This window comes from Streptomyces mutabilis (genome assembly GCF_046628145.1).
GTDB classification, from domain to species: Bacteria; Actinomycetota; Actinomycetes; order Streptomycetales; family Streptomycetaceae; genus Streptomyces; species Streptomyces mutabilis.
The window spans coordinates 5687710-5706286 of record NZ_CP176874.1 but is presented as its reverse complement, the minus strand read 5'-3'; the positions used below and the strand labels follow the sequence as shown (position 1 = coordinate 5706286).

12 protein-coding genes are annotated in these 18577 nt (G+C 72.2%); 2 read left to right on the top strand and 10 right to left on the bottom strand.

Annotated elements, in window-relative coordinates:
• Nucleotides 1–43: 43 nt before the first annotated feature.
• From ACLIN4_RS25860 to ACLIN4_RS25835, 6 genes are all read right to left on the bottom strand, one after another.
• Nucleotides 44–589, bottom strand: a complete 546-nt coding sequence (locus ACLIN4_RS25860) for a GNAT family N-acetyltransferase (RefSeq protein WP_289913118.1) — start codon at nucleotides 587–589, stop codon at nucleotides 44–46.
• 65 nt (nucleotides 590–654) lie between these two features.
• Nucleotides 655–1503, bottom strand: a complete 849-nt coding sequence (locus tag ACLIN4_RS25855; protein ID WP_107480465.1) for a GNAT family N-acetyltransferase — start codon at nucleotides 1501–1503, stop codon at nucleotides 655–657.
• 100 nt (nucleotides 1504–1603) lie between these two features.
• Nucleotides 1604–2761 (bottom strand): flavodoxin-dependent (E)-4-hydroxy-3-methylbut-2-enyl-diphosphate synthase, encoded by a 1158-nt coding sequence (gene ispG / locus ACLIN4_RS25850; RefSeq protein WP_100046236.1) that lies wholly within the window; start codon nucleotides 2759–2761, stop codon nucleotides 1604–1606.
• Between the two features lie 225 nt (nucleotides 2762–2986).
• Nucleotides 2987–4279 carry a M50 family metallopeptidase gene (locus ACLIN4_RS25845; protein WP_289910857.1) on the bottom strand — a complete coding sequence of 431 codons (1293 nt, stop codon included), beginning with the start codon at nucleotides 4277–4279 and terminating at the stop codon, nucleotides 2987–2989.
• Nucleotides 4280–4287: 8 nt separating this feature from the next.
• Nucleotides 4288–5544, bottom strand: coding sequence for a 1-deoxy-D-xylulose-5-phosphate reductoisomerase (gene dxr, locus ACLIN4_RS25840; protein WP_219184834.1), 1257 nt, complete (start codon nucleotides 5542–5544; stop codon nucleotides 4288–4290).
• A gap of 171 nt (nucleotides 5545–5715) precedes the next feature.
• Entirely contained in the window at nucleotides 5716–7671 is a 1956-nt protein-coding gene (locus ACLIN4_RS25835) for an acyl-CoA dehydrogenase family protein (protein WP_290013397.1), read from the bottom strand.
• Between the two features lie 320 nt (nucleotides 7672–7991).
• Between ACLIN4_RS25835 and ACLIN4_RS25830 the strand changes: the two genes are divergently transcribed.
• Together ACLIN4_RS25830 and ACLIN4_RS25825 are read left to right on the top strand one after the other, a co-directional pair.
• The gene (locus ACLIN4_RS25830; protein ID WP_381912621.1) at nucleotides 7992–9005 is read left to right on the top strand and encodes a LacI family DNA-binding transcriptional regulator; all 1014 of its coding nucleotides are present in this window, start codon (nucleotides 7992–7994) and stop codon (nucleotides 9003–9005) included.
• Nucleotides 9006–9171: 166 nt separating this feature from the next.
• Nucleotides 9172–11214 carry a TIM-barrel domain-containing protein gene (locus ACLIN4_RS25825; RefSeq protein ID WP_411576276.1) on the top strand — a complete coding sequence of 681 codons (2043 nt, stop codon included), beginning with the start codon at nucleotides 9172–9174 and terminating at the stop codon, nucleotides 11212–11214.
• 65 nt (nucleotides 11215–11279) lie between these two features.
• On the opposite strand, the gene ACLIN4_RS25820 is transcribed toward ACLIN4_RS25825, so the two are convergent.
• From ACLIN4_RS25820 to ACLIN4_RS25805, 4 genes are read right to left on the bottom strand one after another with little or no spacing between them, the layout of a single operon-like run.
• Nucleotides 11280–11987, bottom strand: a complete 708-nt coding sequence (locus ACLIN4_RS25820) for a glycoside hydrolase family 12 protein (RefSeq protein WP_411576275.1) — start codon at nucleotides 11985–11987, stop codon at nucleotides 11280–11282.
• A gap of 38 nt (nucleotides 11988–12025) precedes the next feature.
• Nucleotides 12026–14260: a glycosyl hydrolase family 95 catalytic domain-containing protein gene (locus ACLIN4_RS25815; protein ID WP_411576274.1), complete on the bottom strand. Its 2235-nt coding sequence runs from the start codon at nucleotides 14258–14260 to the stop codon at nucleotides 12026–12028.
• The gene (locus tag ACLIN4_RS25810) at nucleotides 14257–16233 is read right to left on the bottom strand and encodes a beta-galactosidase (protein WP_411576273.1); all 1977 of its coding nucleotides are present in this window, start codon (nucleotides 16231–16233) and stop codon (nucleotides 14257–14259) included. The genes ACLIN4_RS25815 and ACLIN4_RS25810 overlap by 4 nt, the downstream gene beginning before the upstream one ends.
• Entirely contained in the window at nucleotides 16233–18458 is a 2226-nt protein-coding gene (locus ACLIN4_RS25805) for a 1,4-beta-glucanase (protein WP_411576272.1), read from the bottom strand. The genes ACLIN4_RS25810 and ACLIN4_RS25805 overlap by 1 nt, the downstream gene beginning before the upstream one ends.
• Between the last annotated feature and the right edge of the window lie 119 nt (nucleotides 18459–18577).

The window sequence follows — 18577 nt, the reverse complement described above, 5'->3', positions numbered from 1 at the left end:
GTGCTAGGAGGTTAGCCGGGTGGTCCGGTGCGGTGGAAATCGGTTATCGACCGGCCGGTGACCGCCTGCGCAGCGGGAGCGGGGCTCCCATCACCGCGTACGGCTTGGGGGCGCTGGGGAAGAGGACCCGTCGGGCGAGGTCCTGGTAGCCGAGGGAGCGGTAGAGGCCGCGGGCCGGGCTCTCGGTGTCGATCGCGGAGAGGATCGAGCGGGGCTGGGTGGCGGCGTCGGTGATCGTGGTGATCAGGGTGCGGCCGACGCCGTGCTTCTGGTGGGCCGGGTGGACGTGGAGTTCGGTGATGACGAAGGAGTCGTCGAGCCAGGCGTCGTTGCCCTGGGCGCGGAGGTAGGGCTCGACGACGGTGGACCACCAGTGGGAGCGGTCGTTGGGCATGCCGTAGACGAAGCCGACGAGGTGGCCGCCGACGGTTGCGCCGAGGGCTCGGGCACCGGGGTAGGTCATGTGACGCAGGACGATCTGGCGCCGGACGGCGACCTCGTCGGGGCCGAGTCCGAAGGCGGCGGCCTGGACGGCCAGGGCCTCGTCGACGTGGGCGGAGAGGTCCAGCGGGCCGATCACGACGTCCATGGCGGGGAGCCTACAGGGGCGTTCCGGTGGTGTGCCCGGTCCCCCGCGCCTCGGGGGTGACGGCTTCAGAACAGCACGCTCATGAAGGCGCCCACCTCTCGGAAGCCCACCCTTCGGTACGTGCGTCGGGCCGCCGTGTTGAAGTCGTTGACGTACAGGCTCACCACGGGGGCGACGTCCGCCAGGGCGTAGCGCAGGACCGCCGCCATGCCCGGTGCCGCGAGGCCCCTGCCCCGGTACTCGGGGGCCACCCACACGCCCTGGATCTGGCAGGCGCGGTCGGTGGCGGCGCCGATCTCGGCCTTGAAGACGACCTTGCCGTCGGCGTCGAAGCGGGCGAAGGAGCGGCCGGAGCCGACGAGTTCGGCGACCCGGGCCTGGTAGAGGAGGCCGCCGTCGCCGGCCAGCGGCGAGATGCCGACCTCCTCGGTGAACATCGCCACGCAGGCCGGCATGATCCGCTCCATCTCGTCCTTGCGGACGCGGCGGACGTACGGGTCGGGGGCGATGTCGGCGGGGAGGTGGTCGGCGACCATGAGGGGCTGGTGGGCGCGTACCTCGCGGGCGGGGCCCCAGCCGGGTTCGAGGAGCCGCCACAGCTGGGCGGTGGTGTCGGCGGGGCCGACGATGGAGGAGCAGCGGCGGCCGGCCCGCCGGGCGCGGTCGGCGAAGGCGCGGACGGCGCGCGGGGTGGCGCAGATGGGGACGAGGTTGGCGCCCGCGTAGCACAGGGACGTCAGCATGCCGTGCTCGTACCAGCCCCACATCTCGCCGCCGAGACGCCACGGGTCGAGCCCGGCGATCTGCACCCGGGCGGTCACGAAGGCGTTCGCGACCGGCTCGCGGTCGAGGATGGCGAGCGCGGCGTCCAGGTCGCTCGGTTCGAGCACGCGGGAGGTGGTCTGCGTCAACACGTGCGGGGGCCTCACCCTGAGATCTGCTGGTCTCCGCACTGTACCTGCCACGAATATGCCGCGCCGCCCCCCGGGGCGACGCGGCAGGAGCGGCGGTGGGTCAGCCCGCGACGGACACCGAGGGCTCGCCGGAGGTCACGCCGTCGGCCTCCATCTGCTCGGCGATCTTCATGGCCTCCTCGATGAGGGTCTCCACGATCTTGGACTCGGGGACGGTCTTGATTACCTCGCCCTTGACGAAGATCTGGCCCTTGCCGTTGCCGGAAGCCACGCCGAGGTCGGCCTCGCGGGCCTCGCCCGGGCCGTTGACGACGCAGCCCATGACGGCGACGCGCAGCGGGACGTCCATGCCGGTCAGGCCGGCGGTGACTTCCTCGGCGAGCTTGTAGACATCGACCTGGGCGCGGCCGCAGGACGGGCAGGAGACGATCTCCAGGCCGCGCTGGCGCAGGTTCAGCGATTCCAGGATCTGGATGCCGACCTTGATCTCCTCGACCGGCGGGGCGGAGAGGGAGACCCGGATGGTGTCGCCGATGCCCTGGGAGAGCAGCGCGCCGAAGGCGACGGCGGACTTGATGGTGCCCTGGAAGGCGGGTCCGGCCTCGGTGACGCCGAGGTGGAGCGGGTAGTCGCACTGGGCGGCGAGCTGGCGGTACGCCTCGACCATGACGACCGGGTCGTTGTGCTTGACGGAGATCTTGATGTCCCGGAAGTCGTGCTCCTCGAAGAGGGACGCCTCCCACAGGGCGGACTCGGCCAGGGCCTCGGGGGTCGCCTTGCCGTACTTCTGGAGCAGGCGCCGGTCCAGGGAGCCCGCGTTCACGCCGATGCGGATCGGCGTGCCGTGGTCCTTGGCCGCCTTGGCGATCTCCTTGACCTGGTCGTCGAACTTCTTGATGTTGCCCGGGTTCACCCGGACCGCCGCGCAGCCCGCCTCGATCGCGGCGAACACGTACTTCGGCTGGAAGTGGATGTCGGCGATCACCGGGATCTGCGACTTCTTCGCGATCACCGGGAGGGCGTCGGCGTCGTCCTGGGTGGGGCAGGCCACGCGCACGATCTGGCAGCCGGACGCCGTCAGCTCGGCGATCTGCTGGAGGGTCGCGCCGATGTCGGACGTACGGGTCGTGGTCATGGACTGCACGGACACGGGGGCGTCGCCGCCCACCGCCACGGGCCCGACCTGGATCTGCCGGCTCTTGCGGCGCTCCGCGAGCCTGGTCGGAACGTCCGGCATGCCGAGAGAAATCGCAGTCATCTGCTGTGCAACCCCAAGTCGTGGATCAAGGTCCGGTCCCGTCAGCGGCGGGCTCCGGCATTCGAGATTACGGCACGGACATGAACGTCCGGCACACGGTGTACGGGAGATGCGCCCTTTGGCGTCCATCTGCCGTACGACGGGCGTGAAGCCCGGTCCGGAGGGACATACTCCCTGGATCGGGCTTCACGTCGGACCATACGAAAGGTCTGGTTCGTACGGGGATCAGCTGATCCGTACCGGGTTGACGACGTCCGCCACCAGGACGAGCAGTGTGAAGCAGACGAAGATGCCCGCCACCACGTAGGCCACCGGCATCAGCTTCGCCACGTCGAACGGTCCGGGGTCCGGGCGGCGCAGCACCTTGGCCGCGTTCCGGCGCAGCGACTCCCACAGGGCGCCCGCGATGTGGCCGCCGTCCAGCGGCAGCAGCGGGAGCATGTTGAAGAGGAACAGGGAGAGGTTGAAGCCGGCCACCAGCATGACGAACATCGCGAGCTGCTGGGTGGGCGGGATGTCGAGGGTGGCGATCTCACCGCCGACCCGGGCGGCGCCGACGACGCCCATCGGGGAGTCGGCCTCGCGGGGTCCGTCGCCGAAGGCCGCGTCCCACAGGGCGGGGATCTTGGACGGCAGCGCGGCCAGGGAGTCGACGGCGTCTCCGACCCGGTCGCCCATCCACGTCACGGACTGGCCGAAGTCCTGTTTGACCACGCCGGTGGCGGCGCTGAAGCCGAGGAAGCCGGCGGTGACGTACTCGCCCTCGACGATCTGTCCGTTGGCGTCCTTCTTCGCGACCTGGTTGGTGGCGATGGTCGCCTGGAGGGTCATCTCCCGGCCGTCGCGCTCGACGACGACCGGCACCGTCTCGCCGGGGTTGGCGCGGATCATGTTGGACAGGCGGTCCCAGTCGTCGGTGCGTACGCCGTCGAAGGCGACGATCTTGTCGCCCGCGCGGAGACCGGCCGCGGCGGCCGGCGAGGCCGGGTCGGACTTGGTGCAGTCGTCGCGGTTCTCGCTCTGCGAGATGACGCACTGGGAGACGGAGCTGACGGTGGTGGTCTGCTGGGAGATGCCGAAGCCCATCAGGACGGTGAGGAAGAGCACCACCGCCAGGACGAGGTTCATGAACGGACCGGCGAACATCACGATGACGCGCTTCCACGGCTTGCGCGTGTAGAACAGGCGCTTCTCGTCACCGGGCTGCAGTTCCTCGAAGGCGGCCGAGCGGGCGTCCTCGATCATGCCGCGCCAGGGCGAGGTGGAGCGGGCCTCCAGCTTGCCGTCGGCGCCGGGCGGGAACATGCCGATCATGCGGATGTAGCCGCCGAACGGGATGGCCTTGACGCCGTACTCGGTCTCGCCCCTCTTCCGCGAGAAGAGCGTCGGCCCGAAGCCGACCATGTACTGCGGCACGCGGATGCCGAACATCTTGGCGGTGGAGAGGTGCCCCAGCTCGTGCCAGGCGATCGAGAACAGCAGGCCGACCGCGAAGACGACTATGCCGAGGATGAACATCAGGGTCGTCATGCACGGGCCTCCGCCGTCTGTGCCGCCAGTTGCCGGGCCCGGGCGCGTGCCCAGGTCTCCGCTTCGAGGACGTCCGGGACGGTGAGCGAGGTTCCCGTACGGGGGGTGCCGTGTTCCTCGACCACCCGCGTGACGGTCTCCATGATCCCGAGATACGGCAGCGCGCCGGAGCGGAACGCCTCGACGCACTCCTCGTTGGCGGCATTGAACACCGCCGGGGCCGTGCCCGCGAGCTGCCCGACGTGCCGGGCCAGGTTCACCGAGGGGAAGGCCTCGTTGTCGAGCGGGAAGAACTCCCAGGTCGAGGCCTTGCTCCAGTCGAAGGTGGGGGCGGCGTCGGGGACGCGTTCGGGCCAGCCGAGGCCGACGGCGATGGGCCCGCCCATGTCGGGGGGCGTGGCGTGGGCCAGTGTCGATCCGTCCGTGTACTCGACCATCGAGTGGACATACGACTGCGGGTGCACGACCACCTCAATGCGGTCGAAGGGAATGTCGTAGAGGAGGTGGGCCTCGATCACCTCCAGGCCCTTGTTGACGAGGGTGGCCGAGTTGATCGTGATCACCGGGCCCATGGCCCAGGTGGGGTGGGCGAGGGCGTCCTCGACGGTGACGGCCGCCAGCTGCTCCCTGGTGCGTCCCCGGAAGGGGCCGCCGGATGCGGTGACGACCAGCTTGCGCACGTCGGCGCGGGTGCCGGCGGCCAGCGCCTGGAAGAGGGCGGCGTGCTCGGAGTCGACCGGGATGATCTGCCCCGGCTTGGCGAGGGCCTTGACCAGCGGGCCGCCCACGATGAGCGATTCCTTGTTGGCGAGCGCGAGGGTGCGGCCCGCTTCCAGGGCGGCCAGGGTCGGGGCGAGCCCGATGGAGCCGGTGATGCCGTTGAGGACGGTGTGGCAGTCGGAGGCGGCGACCTGGGTGGCCGCGTCCGGCCCGGCGAGGATCTCGGGGAGCGGCTCCCCGCTGCCGTACTGCGCCCTCAGGGCTTCCCGCAGCGCCGGTACGACGTCCTCGCGGGCGACGGCGACGGTCCGCGCCTTCAGCCGGTACGCCTGCTCGGCGAGGAGGGCGACCCGGCCGCCGTTGGCGGACAGGGCGGTGACCCGGAAGCGGTCCGGGTTGCGCAGCACGAGGTCGATGGCCTGGGTCCCGATCGACCCGGTGGACCCGAGGATCACCACGTCCTTCGGGCCGTCGCCCGCCACCGGGTCGTACACGAGGTGGGGGTCGGCGAGGGGGGCTGGACTGTCGCTCATTCCCCCATTGTGGCCGCAACGGCCCTCCGGGAGGACAGCGCGTCCCTCGCACGGGTGTCGCGCTGCCCGCAGGGGGTAGGGGCGGGGCCCTTCCGGCGTTCCCGCCGGGGCGCGGACGGCCCCGGCGGGAACCCTGACGCGCCCCGGCGGGAACCCTGACGCGCGACCGTCCTACCTGATGGGCCGGTGGACGTTGGCGCGCCGTGTTTCTCCGGGGGTGGCGTCCGCGATCCAGGGGCCTTCGCCCGACGGATCGACGATGCCCTGCTCCAGCCACTCGTAGGCGCCGCCCAGTACGCCCTTGACGACCTTGCGGTCGGTGTCGTCAGTGTTGGTCCACAGGCGGCCGAAGAGTTCCTCGACGCGGATGCGGGCCTGGCGGCAGAAGGCGTCCGCGAGCTGGTAGGCCTCGCGGCCGTGGTCGCCCTCGGCGCGCAGGTGCTCGGCGCGGACGCAGGCGGCGCTCATCGCGAACAGCTCCGCGCCGATGTCGACGATCCGGCCCAGGAAGCCCTGCTTGGTCTCCATCCGGCCCTGCCAGCGGGACATGGCGTAGAAGGTGGAGCGGGCGAGCTTGCGGGCGGTGCGTTCGACGTAGCGCAGGTGCCCGGACAGGTCCCGGTGACCGGGCGGGTGGAAGTCGGCGTACGAGCGCGGGAGCTGTCCCGGTCCGGCGATGAGCTTCGGCAGCCACTTGGCGTAGAAGACGCCCGCCTGCGCGCCCGCCCGCGCCTTGTCGGACAGGGTCTTGTCGGGGTCGATCAGGTCGCCGGCGACCGAGAGGTGGGCGTCGACGGCCTCGCGCGCGATCAGCAGGTGCATGATCTCGGTGGAGCCCTCGAAGATGCGGTTGATGCGCAGGTCGCGCAGGAGCTGTTCGGCGGGGACCGCGCGTTCGCCGCGGGCCTCGAGGGAGGCCGCGGTCTCGAAGCCCCGGCCGCCGCGGATCTGGACCAGCTCGTCGGCCATCAGCCAGGCCATCTCCGAGCCGTAGAGCTTGGCGAGGGCCGCCTCGATGCGGATGTCGTTGCGGTCCTCGTCGGCCATCTGGGAGGAGAGGTCCAGGACGGCTTCGAGGGCGAAGGTCGTCGCCGCGATGAAGGAGATCTTGGCGCCCACCGCCTCGTGCAGCGCGACCGGCTTGCCCCACTGCTCGCGCACCGCCGACCACTCACGGGCGATCTTCAGGCACCACTTGCCGGCGCCCACGCACATGGCGGGCAGGGAGAGGCGGCCGGTGTTGAGGGTGGTGAGGGCGATCTTGAGGCCGGCGCCCTCCGGGCCGATGCGGTTCGCGGCCGGCACGCGCACCCGGTGGAAGCGGGTGACGCCGTTCTCCAGGCCGCGCAGGCCCATGAAGGCGTTGCGGTTCTCGACGGTGACGCCCTCGGAGGCGGCCTCCACGACGAAGGCGGTGATGCCGCCCTTGCCGCCCGTCCCGTCCGCGGACTTCGGGACGCGGGCCATGACGACCAGCAGGTCGGCGACGACGCCGTTGGTGGTCCACAGCTTCACGCCGTCGAGGACGTAGTCGTCGCCGTCCCGGACGGCCGTGGTGGCCAGGCGGGCCGGGTCGGAGCCGACGTCCGGCTCGGTCAGCAGGAACGCCGAGATGTCGGTGCGGGCGCAGCGCGGCAGGAACGTGTCCTTCTGCTCCTGGGTGCCGAACATCTTCAGCGGCTGCGGCACGCCGATCGACTGGTGGGCGGAGAGCAGCGCGCCGATCGCGGGGTTCGCGGACCCGACCAGGGCGAGGGCCTTGTTGTAGTAGACCTGGGTGAGGCCGAGACCGCCGTACTTGGTGTCGATCTTCATGCCGAAGGCGCCCAGCTCCTTCAGCCCGGTGATCACCTCGTCCGGGATGCGGGCGTCGCGCTCGATCACGGCTCCGTCGATCTTCGTCTCGCAGAAGTCGCGCAGCTTGGCGAGGAACTCCTCGCCGCGCTGGACGTCCTGGTCGGCGGGGAGCGGGTGGGGGTGGATGAGGTCGAGACGGAAGCGGCCGAGGAAGAGCTCCTTGGCGAAGCTCGGCTTGCGCCAGTCCTGTTCGCGGGCCGCCTCCGCGACCTGGCGGGCCTCACGTTCGGTGACGGTGGGTCGGGAGGAGGGGGTGGTTGGTGCGGACATGAGGCTCACCTCGCCGCGAATCGGCATCGGGGGACGGTACGCCCGCGGAGGTCGCCGCGATTCGTCATACGCGAACTTGCGGACGTACGTTACTAGTCGGTGCTACCCGATCGTATGTACCCGATTACGGACGGCCCCACCACCCTTCGTGCGGCCGTTCGGCCGACGCACCCCGGGCAGGGCTGCGGGGGACAAAGCTGTCGAAGCGCTTCGACAGACTATGGACACTCACCCTCGGTGAAGCTACTGTCGAACCACCCTCACCCGTAGTTGCCCGCCCCGCGCGCTGTCGAAGCGCTTCACACATCTTGGAGAGCTGGATGGTCACCCTCGCCGAGGTCGCCCAGCACGCCGGAGTCTCGGCGAGCACGGTGAGCTACGTCCTCAGCGGCAAGCGGTCCATCTCCACCACCACCCGCCTGCGGGTCGAGGAGAGCATCCGGGAGCTCGGCTACCACCCGAACGCCGGCGCCCGCGCCCTGGCCAGCAGCAGGTCGAACATCATCGCGCTGATGATCCCGCTGCGCACGGACATGTACGTGCCGGTGATGATGGAGATCGCCATCGCGGTCGCGACCACCGCACGCACCCACGGGTACGACATCCTGCTGCTGACCGGCGAGGAGGGCCCCGACGCGGTGCGCCGCGTCACCGGGAGCGGGCTCGCCGACGCGATGATCCTGATGGACGTCGAACTCGACGACGAGCGGCTGCCGCTGCTGCGGGGCACCGACCAGCCTTCCGTGCTGATCGGGCTGCCCGCCGACACCACGGGGCTGACCTGCGTCGACCTCGACTTCCGGGCGACCGGCGCGCTGTGCGTGGAGCACCTGGCGAAGCTGGGGCACCGCGACATCGCCGTCATCGGCGAGGCCCCCGCGGTCTACGAACGGCACACCGGCTTCGCCGAGCGCACGCTCGACGGGCTGCGTTCCCGCGCGCGGGAGCTGGGGCTGCGGCTGCTGCACCGGCCCTGCGAGGGCGGGTACGACGCGATGGCCGCCACCTTGGCCCGGGTCTTCGACGAGCGCCCGGACACCACCGGGTTCGTCGTCCAGAACGAGTCGGCGGTCGAGCCGCTGCTCGCCCTGTTGCGCCAGCAGGGCCGGGCGGTGCCCGAGGACGTGTCGGTGGTCGCGGTCTGCCCCGAGCAGGTCGCCGTCCAGGCCTCGGTGCGGCTCACGTCCGTCGCCGTGCCCGCGCAGGAGATGGGCCGCCGCGCCGTGGAGCAGCTGATCGCCAAGCTCGACGGGCACGGCAGCGACGAGGTCGTGCTGCTCGCGCCGGAGCTGACGGTGCGGGCCAGCTCGGGCCCGGCACCCGTCCGGTCGTAGCGCTGCCCCTCCCCTGGCCCGTCGTCCCTGGGGCCGTCCTCTCCCAGCCAGTCCTCTCCCGGCCCCTCTCACCGAGCCTCGGACCTTCCTCGCTCGCGTTCCTCCCGCACGGCCTTCCTCCCGCAGTGCCTCTTCCACCCACAGGAACTCCCCAGGAGCATGCCTCGTGACTCAGCCTGCCCAGACACCGCCCAAGGTCAGCCTCGCCCAGTCCTCCCCCACCGTCGGCACGCTCCGCGAGCGGGACGGGGCGCTGGAGTGGAGCGGCCGTCAGGAAACCGTACGGATCGAGCCGTGGGGGCCGGACGCGGTCCGGGTCCGGGCCCGGCTCGGCGGCCCCGTGCTGGAGGATCTCCCGGGCGCCCTGCTCCCGGACGTCCCGGCGACCGGGAGCACCGTCAAGATCGAGGGCGGGCACGCCACGCTGACCGTGGGGGCGCTGACCGCGGAGGTCGACGCCGAGGGACTGGTCCGCTTCGTGCGGACGGCCGACGGCGGTGAGCTGCTGGCCGAGGAGCGCGCCCACTTCTGGTGGCCCGGCCCGCGCCTGTACACGGCGGTCGGCAACGGGTACCACCGGCTGGAGCAGCGGTTCGCCGCCTACGACGACGAGAAGCTGTACGGCCTCGGCCAGCACCAGCACGGCCGCCTCGACCAGAAGGGCCTGGTCGTGGACCTGGTCCAGCGCAACGCCGAGGTGTCCATACCCGTCCTCACCTCCAGCCGCGGCTACACGCTGCTGTGGAACAACCCGGCGATCGGGCGCGTGGAGCTGGCCCACAACGGCACGCGCTGGGTCGCCGACTCCGCCCGCCAGATCGACTACTGGATCACCGCCGGCACACCGGCCGACACCCAGCGCCGCTACAGCGCGGTGACCGGCCGTACGCCCATGCTGCCGGCGTGGGCGGCGGGCTTCTGGCAGTGCAAGCTGCGCTACCGCACGCAGGACGAACTCCTCGCCGTCGCTCGGGAGTACAAGCGGCGCGGACTCCCCATCGACGCCATCGTCTGCGACTTCTTCCACTGGACACACCTGGGCGAGTGGAAGTTCGACCCCGCCGAGTGGCCCGACCCGGCCGCCATGGTCCGTGAGCTGGACGAGCTGGGCATCAAGCTGGTGGTGAGCGTCTGGCCGTCGGTGTCCCCGCTCTCCGAGAACCATCCGGTCATGGAGCAGCGCGGCTGGTTCATCGGCACCCAGTACGGCCCGATGGCGCACGCCGACTGGCCGGACAAGGAGGTCGCGTCCACGGTCCAGGTGGCCTTCTACGACGCCACCAACCCCGAGGCCCGCGAGTTCGTGTGGTCGAGGGTCAAGGAGAACTACCTCGACCCGTACGGCATCACCGCCTTCTGGCTGGACGCCTGCGAGCCCGAGCTGAAGCCCGGCTTCCCGGAGAACCTGCGCTACTGGGCGGGGCCGGGACTGGAGGTCGGGAACCTGTACCCGGCCGAGAACTCCCGCGCCTTCGACGAGGGCCTGCGCGCCGCCGGCGTGGACGAGGTGATCACCCTCAACCGCTCGGCGTGGGCGGGCAGTCAGCGCCACGGCGCCGCGCTGTGGTCCGGGGACATCGGCACCGACTTCGCGACCCTGCGCCGCCAGGTCGCGGCCGGTCTGAACACCGCCCTCTCCGGCATCCCCTGGTGGAACACGGACATCGGCGGCTTCCACGGCGGCGACCCGGACGACCCGGCGTACCGGGAGGTGCTGGTCCGCTGGTTCCAGTTCGGCGCGCTGTCCCCGCTGATGCGCCTGCACGGCTTCCGCGACCCCGGGATGCCGCTGGGCCCGGACATGACCGGCGGCCCGAACGAGGTGTGGTCCTACGGCGAGGAGGCGTACCCGGTCCTGGAGAGGTACCTGTGGCTGCGCGAGCGGCTGAAGCCCTACGTCCTGGACGTCATGCGCGAGGCGCACGAGGACGGGCTGCCGGTGATGCGGCCGCTGTTCTTGGAGTTCCCCGAGGACCGGGCCGCGTGGGACGTCGACGACGCCTACCTCCTCGGCCGGGACCTGCTGGTCGCACCGGTGCTGACGGCCGGGGCGACGGAGCGCACGGCGTATCTTCCGGCGGGCGCGCGCTGGACGGACGCGTGGACGGGCGAGACGTACGAGGGCGGGGCCGCCGTGACGGTGGACGCGCCGCTGGACCGGATTCCGCTGTTCCTGCGGGACGGGGCGCGGCTGCCCGTCGCGGAGTAGACCGGAGGCGGACGCGAAGGGACCGGCCCCGGATGGGGCCGGCCCCCGGCCGTGGTGCGGTGGCGTCAGCCGCCGCTGACCGTCAGGTTGTCGGTGCGGAAGTCGAGTCCTCCCGCGGACGAGGTGATCTCGTAGCCGAACTGCACGTCACCGATGGTCTCGTTGCCCATCCAGCCCTTGGTGTCCTTGATCCACTTCAGGATCGGCAGGATGTCGACGGTGCCGGAGTTCGAGTCCGAGGTGCGAAGGAACGAGAAGACCTCGTTGGCCCCGTTGTCGCCCTTGTAGACGTTCCAGGTGTGACCGCCGAGACTGACGGTCCCCTGCGCGGTGCCCAGCGGGCCGACGGCGCCGTTGTGGTTGACCCAGAGCATGATCTCGTAGTCGTAGTCCGTGTCCCAGATGTCGTACGAGGTGTTGTACGCGCCGGACGTCGGGACCGTGACGTCGTAGCTGCTGCGGAGCGACCCGAGGGAGGCGATCGGCTTGTTGATCACCTTCTTGGCGTTCGGGTAGGACTTGATGCCGCCGGTGTTCGGGTGGTCGGCCCAGACGCCCCATTCGGTGCCGGAGTTGGCCCAGACGCACTGGCTGCCGGCGCCGGAGCCCCAGATGTTGTTGTAGAGGGTGTAGCCGTTCAGGGTCGTGTTGCCCCACTGGTCGCAGGAGTTCCAGACGGCTGCCTGGGCGGGGGCGGAGGCGAGGCCGGCGGTGGCGCCTAGCGCGAGGGCCGGGGCCAGCAGGGCGGTCAGGGTGCGGGTGCGTGGTGCCATGGCGTTTCCTTCCATGGGTGGGGGGAGGTGCGCGGGTGCTACCGCGTCTTCACGCTGATGACGCGGTCCTCTCCGGCGACGAGGTCGAGCGGTTCGGTGCCGGAGGGAGTCCTGAGTTCGATGCGGTGCGTGCGGCCTGGGCGCAGGACGGCCGTCGCCTCGCCGCCGGGCGTCCAGGCGAGGTCGAGTACAGCCCCGAACCGGGTGCGTACGCCCTTGATCTCGCCCTGCTGGCAGGACGCCGGGAGGGCGGGCAGCAGGACCAGCCGGCCGGGGGTGGACTGCACGAGCATCTCGATGAGCACGGCCGGCAGGGCGTGTGCGGCGTCCGCGTTGTAGACGTCTCGGTGGGGGTAGTGCGCGCTCATCAGGGAGGCGTGGAAGTAGTCGCCGTCGAGCACCCGGCCGAGGGCGTGGGCGACCCGGTCGCCGTCGCGCAGGCGTGCGGCGATCAGGGCGTGGTGGAGGTGGCCGTGGGCGGAGTCGTTCTCGGCGCCGCGCAGTTCGAGGGCGCGGTGGGCGGCCTCGGCGAGTCCGGGGGTGTCGTAGGGGTTGATCTCGTCGAGCGGCCAGACGCCGTAGAGGTGGCTGAGGTGGCGGTGGTCGTAGGTGTCCGTCAGGCCCGGCCGGGCCCATTCGGCGAGCGCGCCGTCGGCGTTGACCCGGTGGGGCGGGAGGCGGTCGGCGAGCGCGCGCCAGCGGTCGGCGTGCTCGGGGTGGCGGTCGGCGGCGGTCAGCAGGGCGTGCCGGGCGGCGGAGAGGTCCATGGCCGCGTCGACGGTGCCCCAACTCGCGTTCGCGGGGCGGTTCTCCGGCGAGTAGGAGGGGACGACGGCCACATGGCCGTTCTCGTCGGTGCGGGTGAGGAAGTCCTCGTAGAACAGGGCGGTTTCGGCGAGCGCGGCGGTGGTGCGGGGGTCGCGGGTGCCGTACGTCTCGTCGTGGTCGACGAGGGGCTTCAGCAGCCAGTCGGCGCCCGCCGTCCACAGGTGCAGGGGGTACTCGCGGCTGAAGTGGTACGTGTGCCCGGACTCGCCGTCGGTGTGGGAGGGAGCGACGACGCCCCGGGTGCCGAAGATCGCGCGGGCGTTGTCCCGCCAGTCCGGGAGCTGCCGGTGGACGAGGGCCGCGTGTGCCTCGGTGACCTCGGGGAGGGCGGCGGCGGCCGCGGAGGCGGTCTGGAGGTTGAGGTTGGCGTTGGTGGTGAACGCTCCCGACCAGGCCGTGTCCCAGTCGCCGGTCCACAGGCCGGTCAGGCGGGGCGGCAGCATCCCGCTGGCGGAGAGCAGGTGGTAGCGGCCGGCCGCGAAGAGCCGTTCCAGGAGCGCCGTGCCGCGCGGGCGTTCGAGCAGCGCGGAGCCCGGCAGGGCGCGTTCGGCGGGGTCGGCGGCGAGGTCGAGGGTGACGCGGTCGTAGGCGGTGCGGTGCAGGGCGAGGTGGCGGGCGAGGAGGCCCTCGTACGACGCCCCGTCCGGCAGGTCGCGCAGGGCGCGGCCCTCGGCGACCGCGTCCAGCTCGCCGGTGTGCCGGCGCACCCGGGTGAGGAGCAGGACCTCCGTTGCGCCCTCGACGAGTACACCGGGCGGTACCAGCTTCGTGGTGCCGCCGGTGACGGCGACCAGGGTGACGCCGGTGTACGCCAGGCCGCTGTCGCCGGGGTACCGGGCGCGCAGGCTGAGCAGGGCGCCCTCGGGGGTGAGGACGGCGCCGTGGCCGACGCCGAGCCCTGCGGGGGCGCCGGGCAGGCCGGGGTCGAGGGACAGGTCGAGGGTGAGGTGCGGGGCGGTGACCTGCTGGACGATCACGTCGTCGGCGCGGGAGACGAAGACACGGCTGGTCCAGGCGCCGCAGGTGGCGGTGGTCTCGCCGGTGGTGAAGTCGACCCGGCGGCAGTAGGGGGCGTCGGTGTCGCCGGGCGGCCGGTTCAGGCGGAGCCGGAAGGCGGGGTGGAAGGGGCGCACCCATTGCAGCGGGCGGCCGTCGGTGAAGCCCTCGGCCGCGGTGGTGTCGCCGCTCAGCAGGCGGTCCTGGAGGGCGGGGAGTTCGGCGGCGAGCCGGGGTGGCCGGCGGTGCTCCTCGTCGCCGGCGGGGCGGACGAGGGTGTGGTGGGTGACGACGACCCGGTCGGCGTGCGGATCGCCGAACACGAGGGCGCCGTGGCGGCCGTTGCCGCTCAGGAAGGCGTCCTCCCAGCGGGCGGCCGGTTCGGGCTCCCAGGTGCCGTGGACGGGCGTGCCGCTCGTGGCCGCGCCGGATGCGGGTGCGCCCGTCATGAGGCCGGCTCCGTGAGGACAGCGACGCCGTAGCGGCCGAGGGTGACGCGGTCGGTGACGGTCTCGCCGGTCAGCAGGTCCCGGTGGGTGCCGGGGACGTCGACGGTGACCGGTTCGCGGCCGTGGTGGAGGAGGAACAGCTGCTCTCCGCGGCGTACGGCCTCGACCTCGGCCGGGAGTCCGTCGAGCACCGGGCGGACGCCCGCGTCGGCACAGGCGCGGGTGAGGAGGTCGCGCAGCGCCCCGGGCTCGGGGAGGGTGGAGACGTACCAGGCGCGGTCCTTGCGCAGGACGGCCGGGAGCCCGTCCAGCTCGCCGCCCTTGTAGGGGACGGTCTCGGTGGCGGTGCCGTCGGGTTCGATCTCCTCCGACCACAGGGTGCCCCGGAATCCGTCGCAGGCGGCGGTCTCCTCCGTCTCCAGCGGCCACCACTCGTGCAGGGTCCGGATGCCGAACAGCTCGCGCAGCCGGGCGTCCATGCCGCCGGGCCTGACCCGGTCGTCCTCGTCGGCGATGCCGGTGAGGAAACCGCAGACGAGGGTGCCGCCGCGGCGGACGTGGGCCAGGAGGTTGTCGATCGCGGCGTCGGTGAGGGCGTAGAGCTGGGGCACGACGACCACGCGGTAGGGGGTGAGGTCGTGTTCGGGGTGGGCGAAGTCGGTGGTGAGGTGGGCCTCCCACAGGGCCCAGTGCCAGGCGTGCAGGACGTCCGGGTAGTCGAAGCGGGTGGAGGGGCGGCCGTCCTGGGCGCCGGCCCACCAGGAGTGCCAGTCGTGCAGGACTGCGACGTCGGCCGTGACGTGGGTGCCCGCCACGTGCGGGCCGAGCTTCGCCAGGTCCGCGCCGAGCTGCCTGACCTCCTGGTACGTCCGCCCCCGCTCCCCCGCGTGACCGACCATCCCGGAGTGGAACTTCTCGGCCCCCTGCCTCGACTGCCGCCACTGGAAGTAGCAGACGGCGTCGGCGCCGCGCGCCACGGCCTGCAACGACCACAGGCGGTTGAGGCCGCGCGGCTTGGGGTGGTTGGCGCCGCGCCAGTTGACCGGTCCGGCCGCCTGCTCCATGAGCATCCACGGGCCGCGCGCCTGGGAGCGGGTCATGTCCTGGACGAGGGCGCCGTGCTGGGCGCCGAGGGGGTCGCGCGGGTCCGGGTAGAGGTCGACGGAGACGACGTCCTCCTCCTCGGCCCAGCGCCAGGCGTCCTGGCCGAACCACAGCGGCATGAAGTTGGTGGTGACCGGCAGGTGCGGGGTGTGGCGTCGGACGATGTCGCGCTCCGCGGTGAAGCACTCCAGGAGCATGTCGGAGGTGAAGCGCCGGAAGTCCAGCACCTGGGTGGGGTTCTTCAGGTAGTGGGTGCGGCGGGCCGGGAGGATCTCCTCCCAGTCGCCGTAGCCCTGGCTCCAGAAGGCCGTGCCCCAGGCGGTGTTGAGGGCGTCGAGGGTGGAGTACCTGTCCTTGAGCCAGCGGCGGAAGCGGACGGCGGCCTCGTCGCCGTGGTCGGAGGTGCAGTACTCGTTGTTGATGTGCCACATCGTGAGCGCGGGGTGGCCGGCGTAGCGGGCGGCCAGGGCCTCGGTGACGGCGGCGGCGTGGCGGCGGTAGGTGGCGCTGGAGTGCGAGAAGTGCTGGCGTCCGCCCCACCGCTCGGTGCGGCCGTCCTCGTCGACGGGCAGGGTGTCCGGGTGCAGCCGGCCCAGCCACGGCGGGGGCGACGCGGTGGGGGTGGCGAGGACGACGCCGATGCCGTGCGTGTGCATCAGGTCCATGAGGCGGTCCAGCCAGCCGAATTCGTACGCGCCGGGGCGCGGTTCGAGCCTCGCCCAGGAGAAGACGCCGAGGGTGACCGAGTTGACGCCGGCGGCCTTCATCAGGCGGACGTCCTCGTGCCAGGTCTCCTCCGGCCACTGCTCGGGGTTGTAGTCGCCTCCGAAGAGGACGCGGTTGCGGGTGGTGTCCGCGAGGCTGGGCATCAGGTCGGTTCTCCGTACTGGATGCCGCGCCCGTTGGTGGCGAGGTAGACGCGGCCGTGGACGCGGGGGTCGCCGGTGATGGTCTCGCCGGTCCAGCCCCACTGGTGCTGGTCGTCGTTGATCCGCGTCCAGGTCCGCGCCTCGTCGTCGGAGCGGTAGACGGCGGTGATGGCCTCGGTGGAGCCGACCTGGTAGATCGCCGGGTAGTCGGCGCCGTCGGCGGCCTTGCCGAAGCCGAGGGTGTGGGAGGCCCAGCAGCTGTCGACCTTGGTGAAGGTGGTGCCGCCGTCGGTGGAGCGGTAGAGGCCGTTCCACTTGGTGCTCAGCCACAGGTCGCCGCTCCGGCCGGGCGCCGCGACCAGCTTGAACTGGCTGTCGCCGGCGGGTAGTCCGGTCGCGCGGGCGGTGAAGGAGCGGCCGCCGTCCGCGCTGGCGAGCAGCGTCCCCGCATCGGTGTCGTAGGCGTAGAGCACCGTCGGGTCCACCGGGTCGGCGACCGGCGTGGCGCCCTTGGGGAAGGAGGGGACCTCGGTCCAGGTCGTGCCGTTGTCCGCCGAGCGGTATGCCGGGTGCTTGGTGCCGTCCCAGTGCACGAAGGACCACAGCAGCACACTGCCGTCGGCGTTGGTCGCGATCGGTCCCGGGGCGTCCTTGGCGATGCCGGGCTGGGACGCGAAGGGCGCCCAGGTGATCCCGCCGTCGCGCGAGTAGGCGCCGTTGCCGTGGTCTCCCCAGCCCGCCCGCACGACGTACGCCGGTCTGCGCGCGGCCTGCGCGAGTCCGGTCGCCGATCCGGACACCGGGTTGGTGGCCATGCCGCGCGCCGGGGACGCCGTGAGCCGCTCGTGGTACATGACGCCGATGTCCCGCGACCCGCTGAGCAGGTGGGCCCGCCCGCGCGGGGGTGAGATCAGCTGGGTCACGGACGTCTCCTCCAGGCCGCGGATCTGCGGGGCCCAGTGGCGCAGGTCGCGGGTGCCGTAGAGGGTGGCGCCGGTGCCGTACACGAGGTGCTTCGAGTCGTACGGGTCGAGGGCGACGGCCTGGATCCACCAGCCGAACTTGGGCTGCTCCTCGCCCCACCGCAGGTAGGGGGTCTCGGACACGTCTAGGACGGCGGACTCCTTGAGGGACGTCCAGGTGCGGCCTCCGTCGGTGGTCCGGAACAGCGTGTCGACGGCCGCCCACCGGTTGTTGGTGGAGACGACGACGGTGCCGGGGCGGCGGGCGTCGACGGCGACGCCTCCGTATCCGAAGCTGTCGGTGGAGCCGTCGTCGCCGGTGCCTCCCGGCTCGACCGGTGTGACGTCGGTCCAGCGGCCGTCGGTGGTGCGCAGCTTGTGCACGCTGCCGGTGGACTGCCCGTTGGGTCCGGGTGCGTCGGCGTACGTCACGTACAGCTCACGGCTGTGGGCCTCGTACGCGGCGCGGACCGGGACCTTGGCCGCGGTGCCGGAGGGCTGCCCGGGGACGGCGTGCCAGGTGGTGCCGTCGGTCGTGCGGAACAGGTTCGGTGCGCTGCCGTCGGCGTCGCCCCAGCCGGCGTGGACGGTGCGGCCCGCGGCCACGAGGAGGGTCACGCCCTGACCGGTGGCGGTCGCGGTGGCGGGGAAGCCGGGGGCGGGGGCCCAGGTGGCGCCACGGTCGGACGACCTCCACAGGCCGTCGTGCCGGGTGCCCAGCCAGAGGGTGTCGCTGTCGCGGGGGTCGACCAGCAGCCGCTCGCCGGTGCCCCGGCCGTCCTCGTTGGCGCCGAGCTTCACGGTGAGGTCGGTGCGCCGCCAGGTCCTGCCCCGGTCCTCGGAGCGCAGGATCGCGCCGTTGCCCGACCACGCCTGGGAATAGGTGCCGCAGGCCAGGTAGAGCCGGTCCGGGTGGGCGGGGTCGACGGCCATCGCCTCGACGCCCAGGAGGTTCCAGTCGTCCCAGCCGATGTGGTCGAGCAGCGGGGTCCAGCGGGCGGCGCGGTCGTCCCAGCGGTAGGCGCCGCCGATGTCGGTACGGGCGTAGGCGAGACCGCGGACGCGGGGGTGGAAGAGCACGCCGGTGATGAATCCGGTGCCGCCGATGACGACGTTGCGCCAGCGGTAGGCGGCGGTGCCGTCCGCCGCGTCCTCGGCGGCGTGCGCACGCCGGGGTGCGACGGGGACGGCGGTGAGTGCGGCGGCGGCCGCGGTCCCGGCGAGAACGGCACGCCGGCTCGGGCGTGACACGGACGCATGCATGACATACCTCGTTCTGTGCGGCTCGGGGAGGGACGGGGCGGGGCGTGCGTGAGGGGTCCGTCGTGGCCGGCCGCTGGTCAGGAGCGGACGGCCACGGCGGGGATCAAGGGGCGGGTGGC

What these genes read in the sequence shown, in the direction of transcription:
- ACLIN4_RS25860 (WP_289913118.1), bottom strand. Translation starts at nt 589, where the DNA reads ATGGACGTCGTGATCGGCCCGCTGGACCTCTCCGCCCACGTCGACGAG.
- ispG (WP_100046236.1), bottom strand. Translation starts at nt 2,761, where the DNA reads ATGACTGCGATTTCTCTCGGCATGCCGGACGTTCCGACCAGGCTCGCG.
- ACLIN4_RS25845 (WP_289910857.1), bottom strand. Translation starts at nt 4,279, where the DNA reads ATGTTCATCCTCGGCATAGTCGTCTTCGCGGTCGGCCTGCTGTTCTCG.
- dxr (WP_219184834.1), bottom strand. Translation starts at nt 5,544, where the DNA reads ATGAGCGACAGTCCAGCCCCCCTCGCCGACCCCCACCTCGTGTACGAC.
- ACLIN4_RS25835 (WP_290013397.1), bottom strand. Translation starts at nt 7,671, where the DNA reads ATGTCCGCACCAACCACCCCCTCCTCCCGACCCACCGTCACCGAACGT.
- ACLIN4_RS25830 (WP_381912621.1), top strand. Translation starts at nt 7,992, where the DNA reads ATGGTCACCCTCGCCGAGGTCGCCCAGCACGCCGGAGTCTCGGCGAGC.
- ACLIN4_RS25820 (WP_411576275.1), bottom strand. Translation starts at nt 11,987, where the DNA reads ATGGCACCACGCACCCGCACCCTGACCGCCCTGCTGGCCCCGGCCCTC.
- ACLIN4_RS25815 (WP_411576274.1), bottom strand. Translation starts at nt 14,260, where the DNA reads ATGACGGGCGCACCCGCATCCGGCGCGGCCACGAGCGGCACGCCCGTC.
- ACLIN4_RS25810 (WP_411576273.1), bottom strand. Translation starts at nt 16,233, where the DNA reads ATGCCCAGCCTCGCGGACACCACCCGCAACCGCGTCCTCTTCGGAGGC.
- ACLIN4_RS25805 (WP_411576272.1), bottom strand. Translation starts at nt 18,458, where the DNA reads ATGCATGCGTCCGTGTCACGCCCGAGCCGGCGTGCCGTTCTCGCCGGG.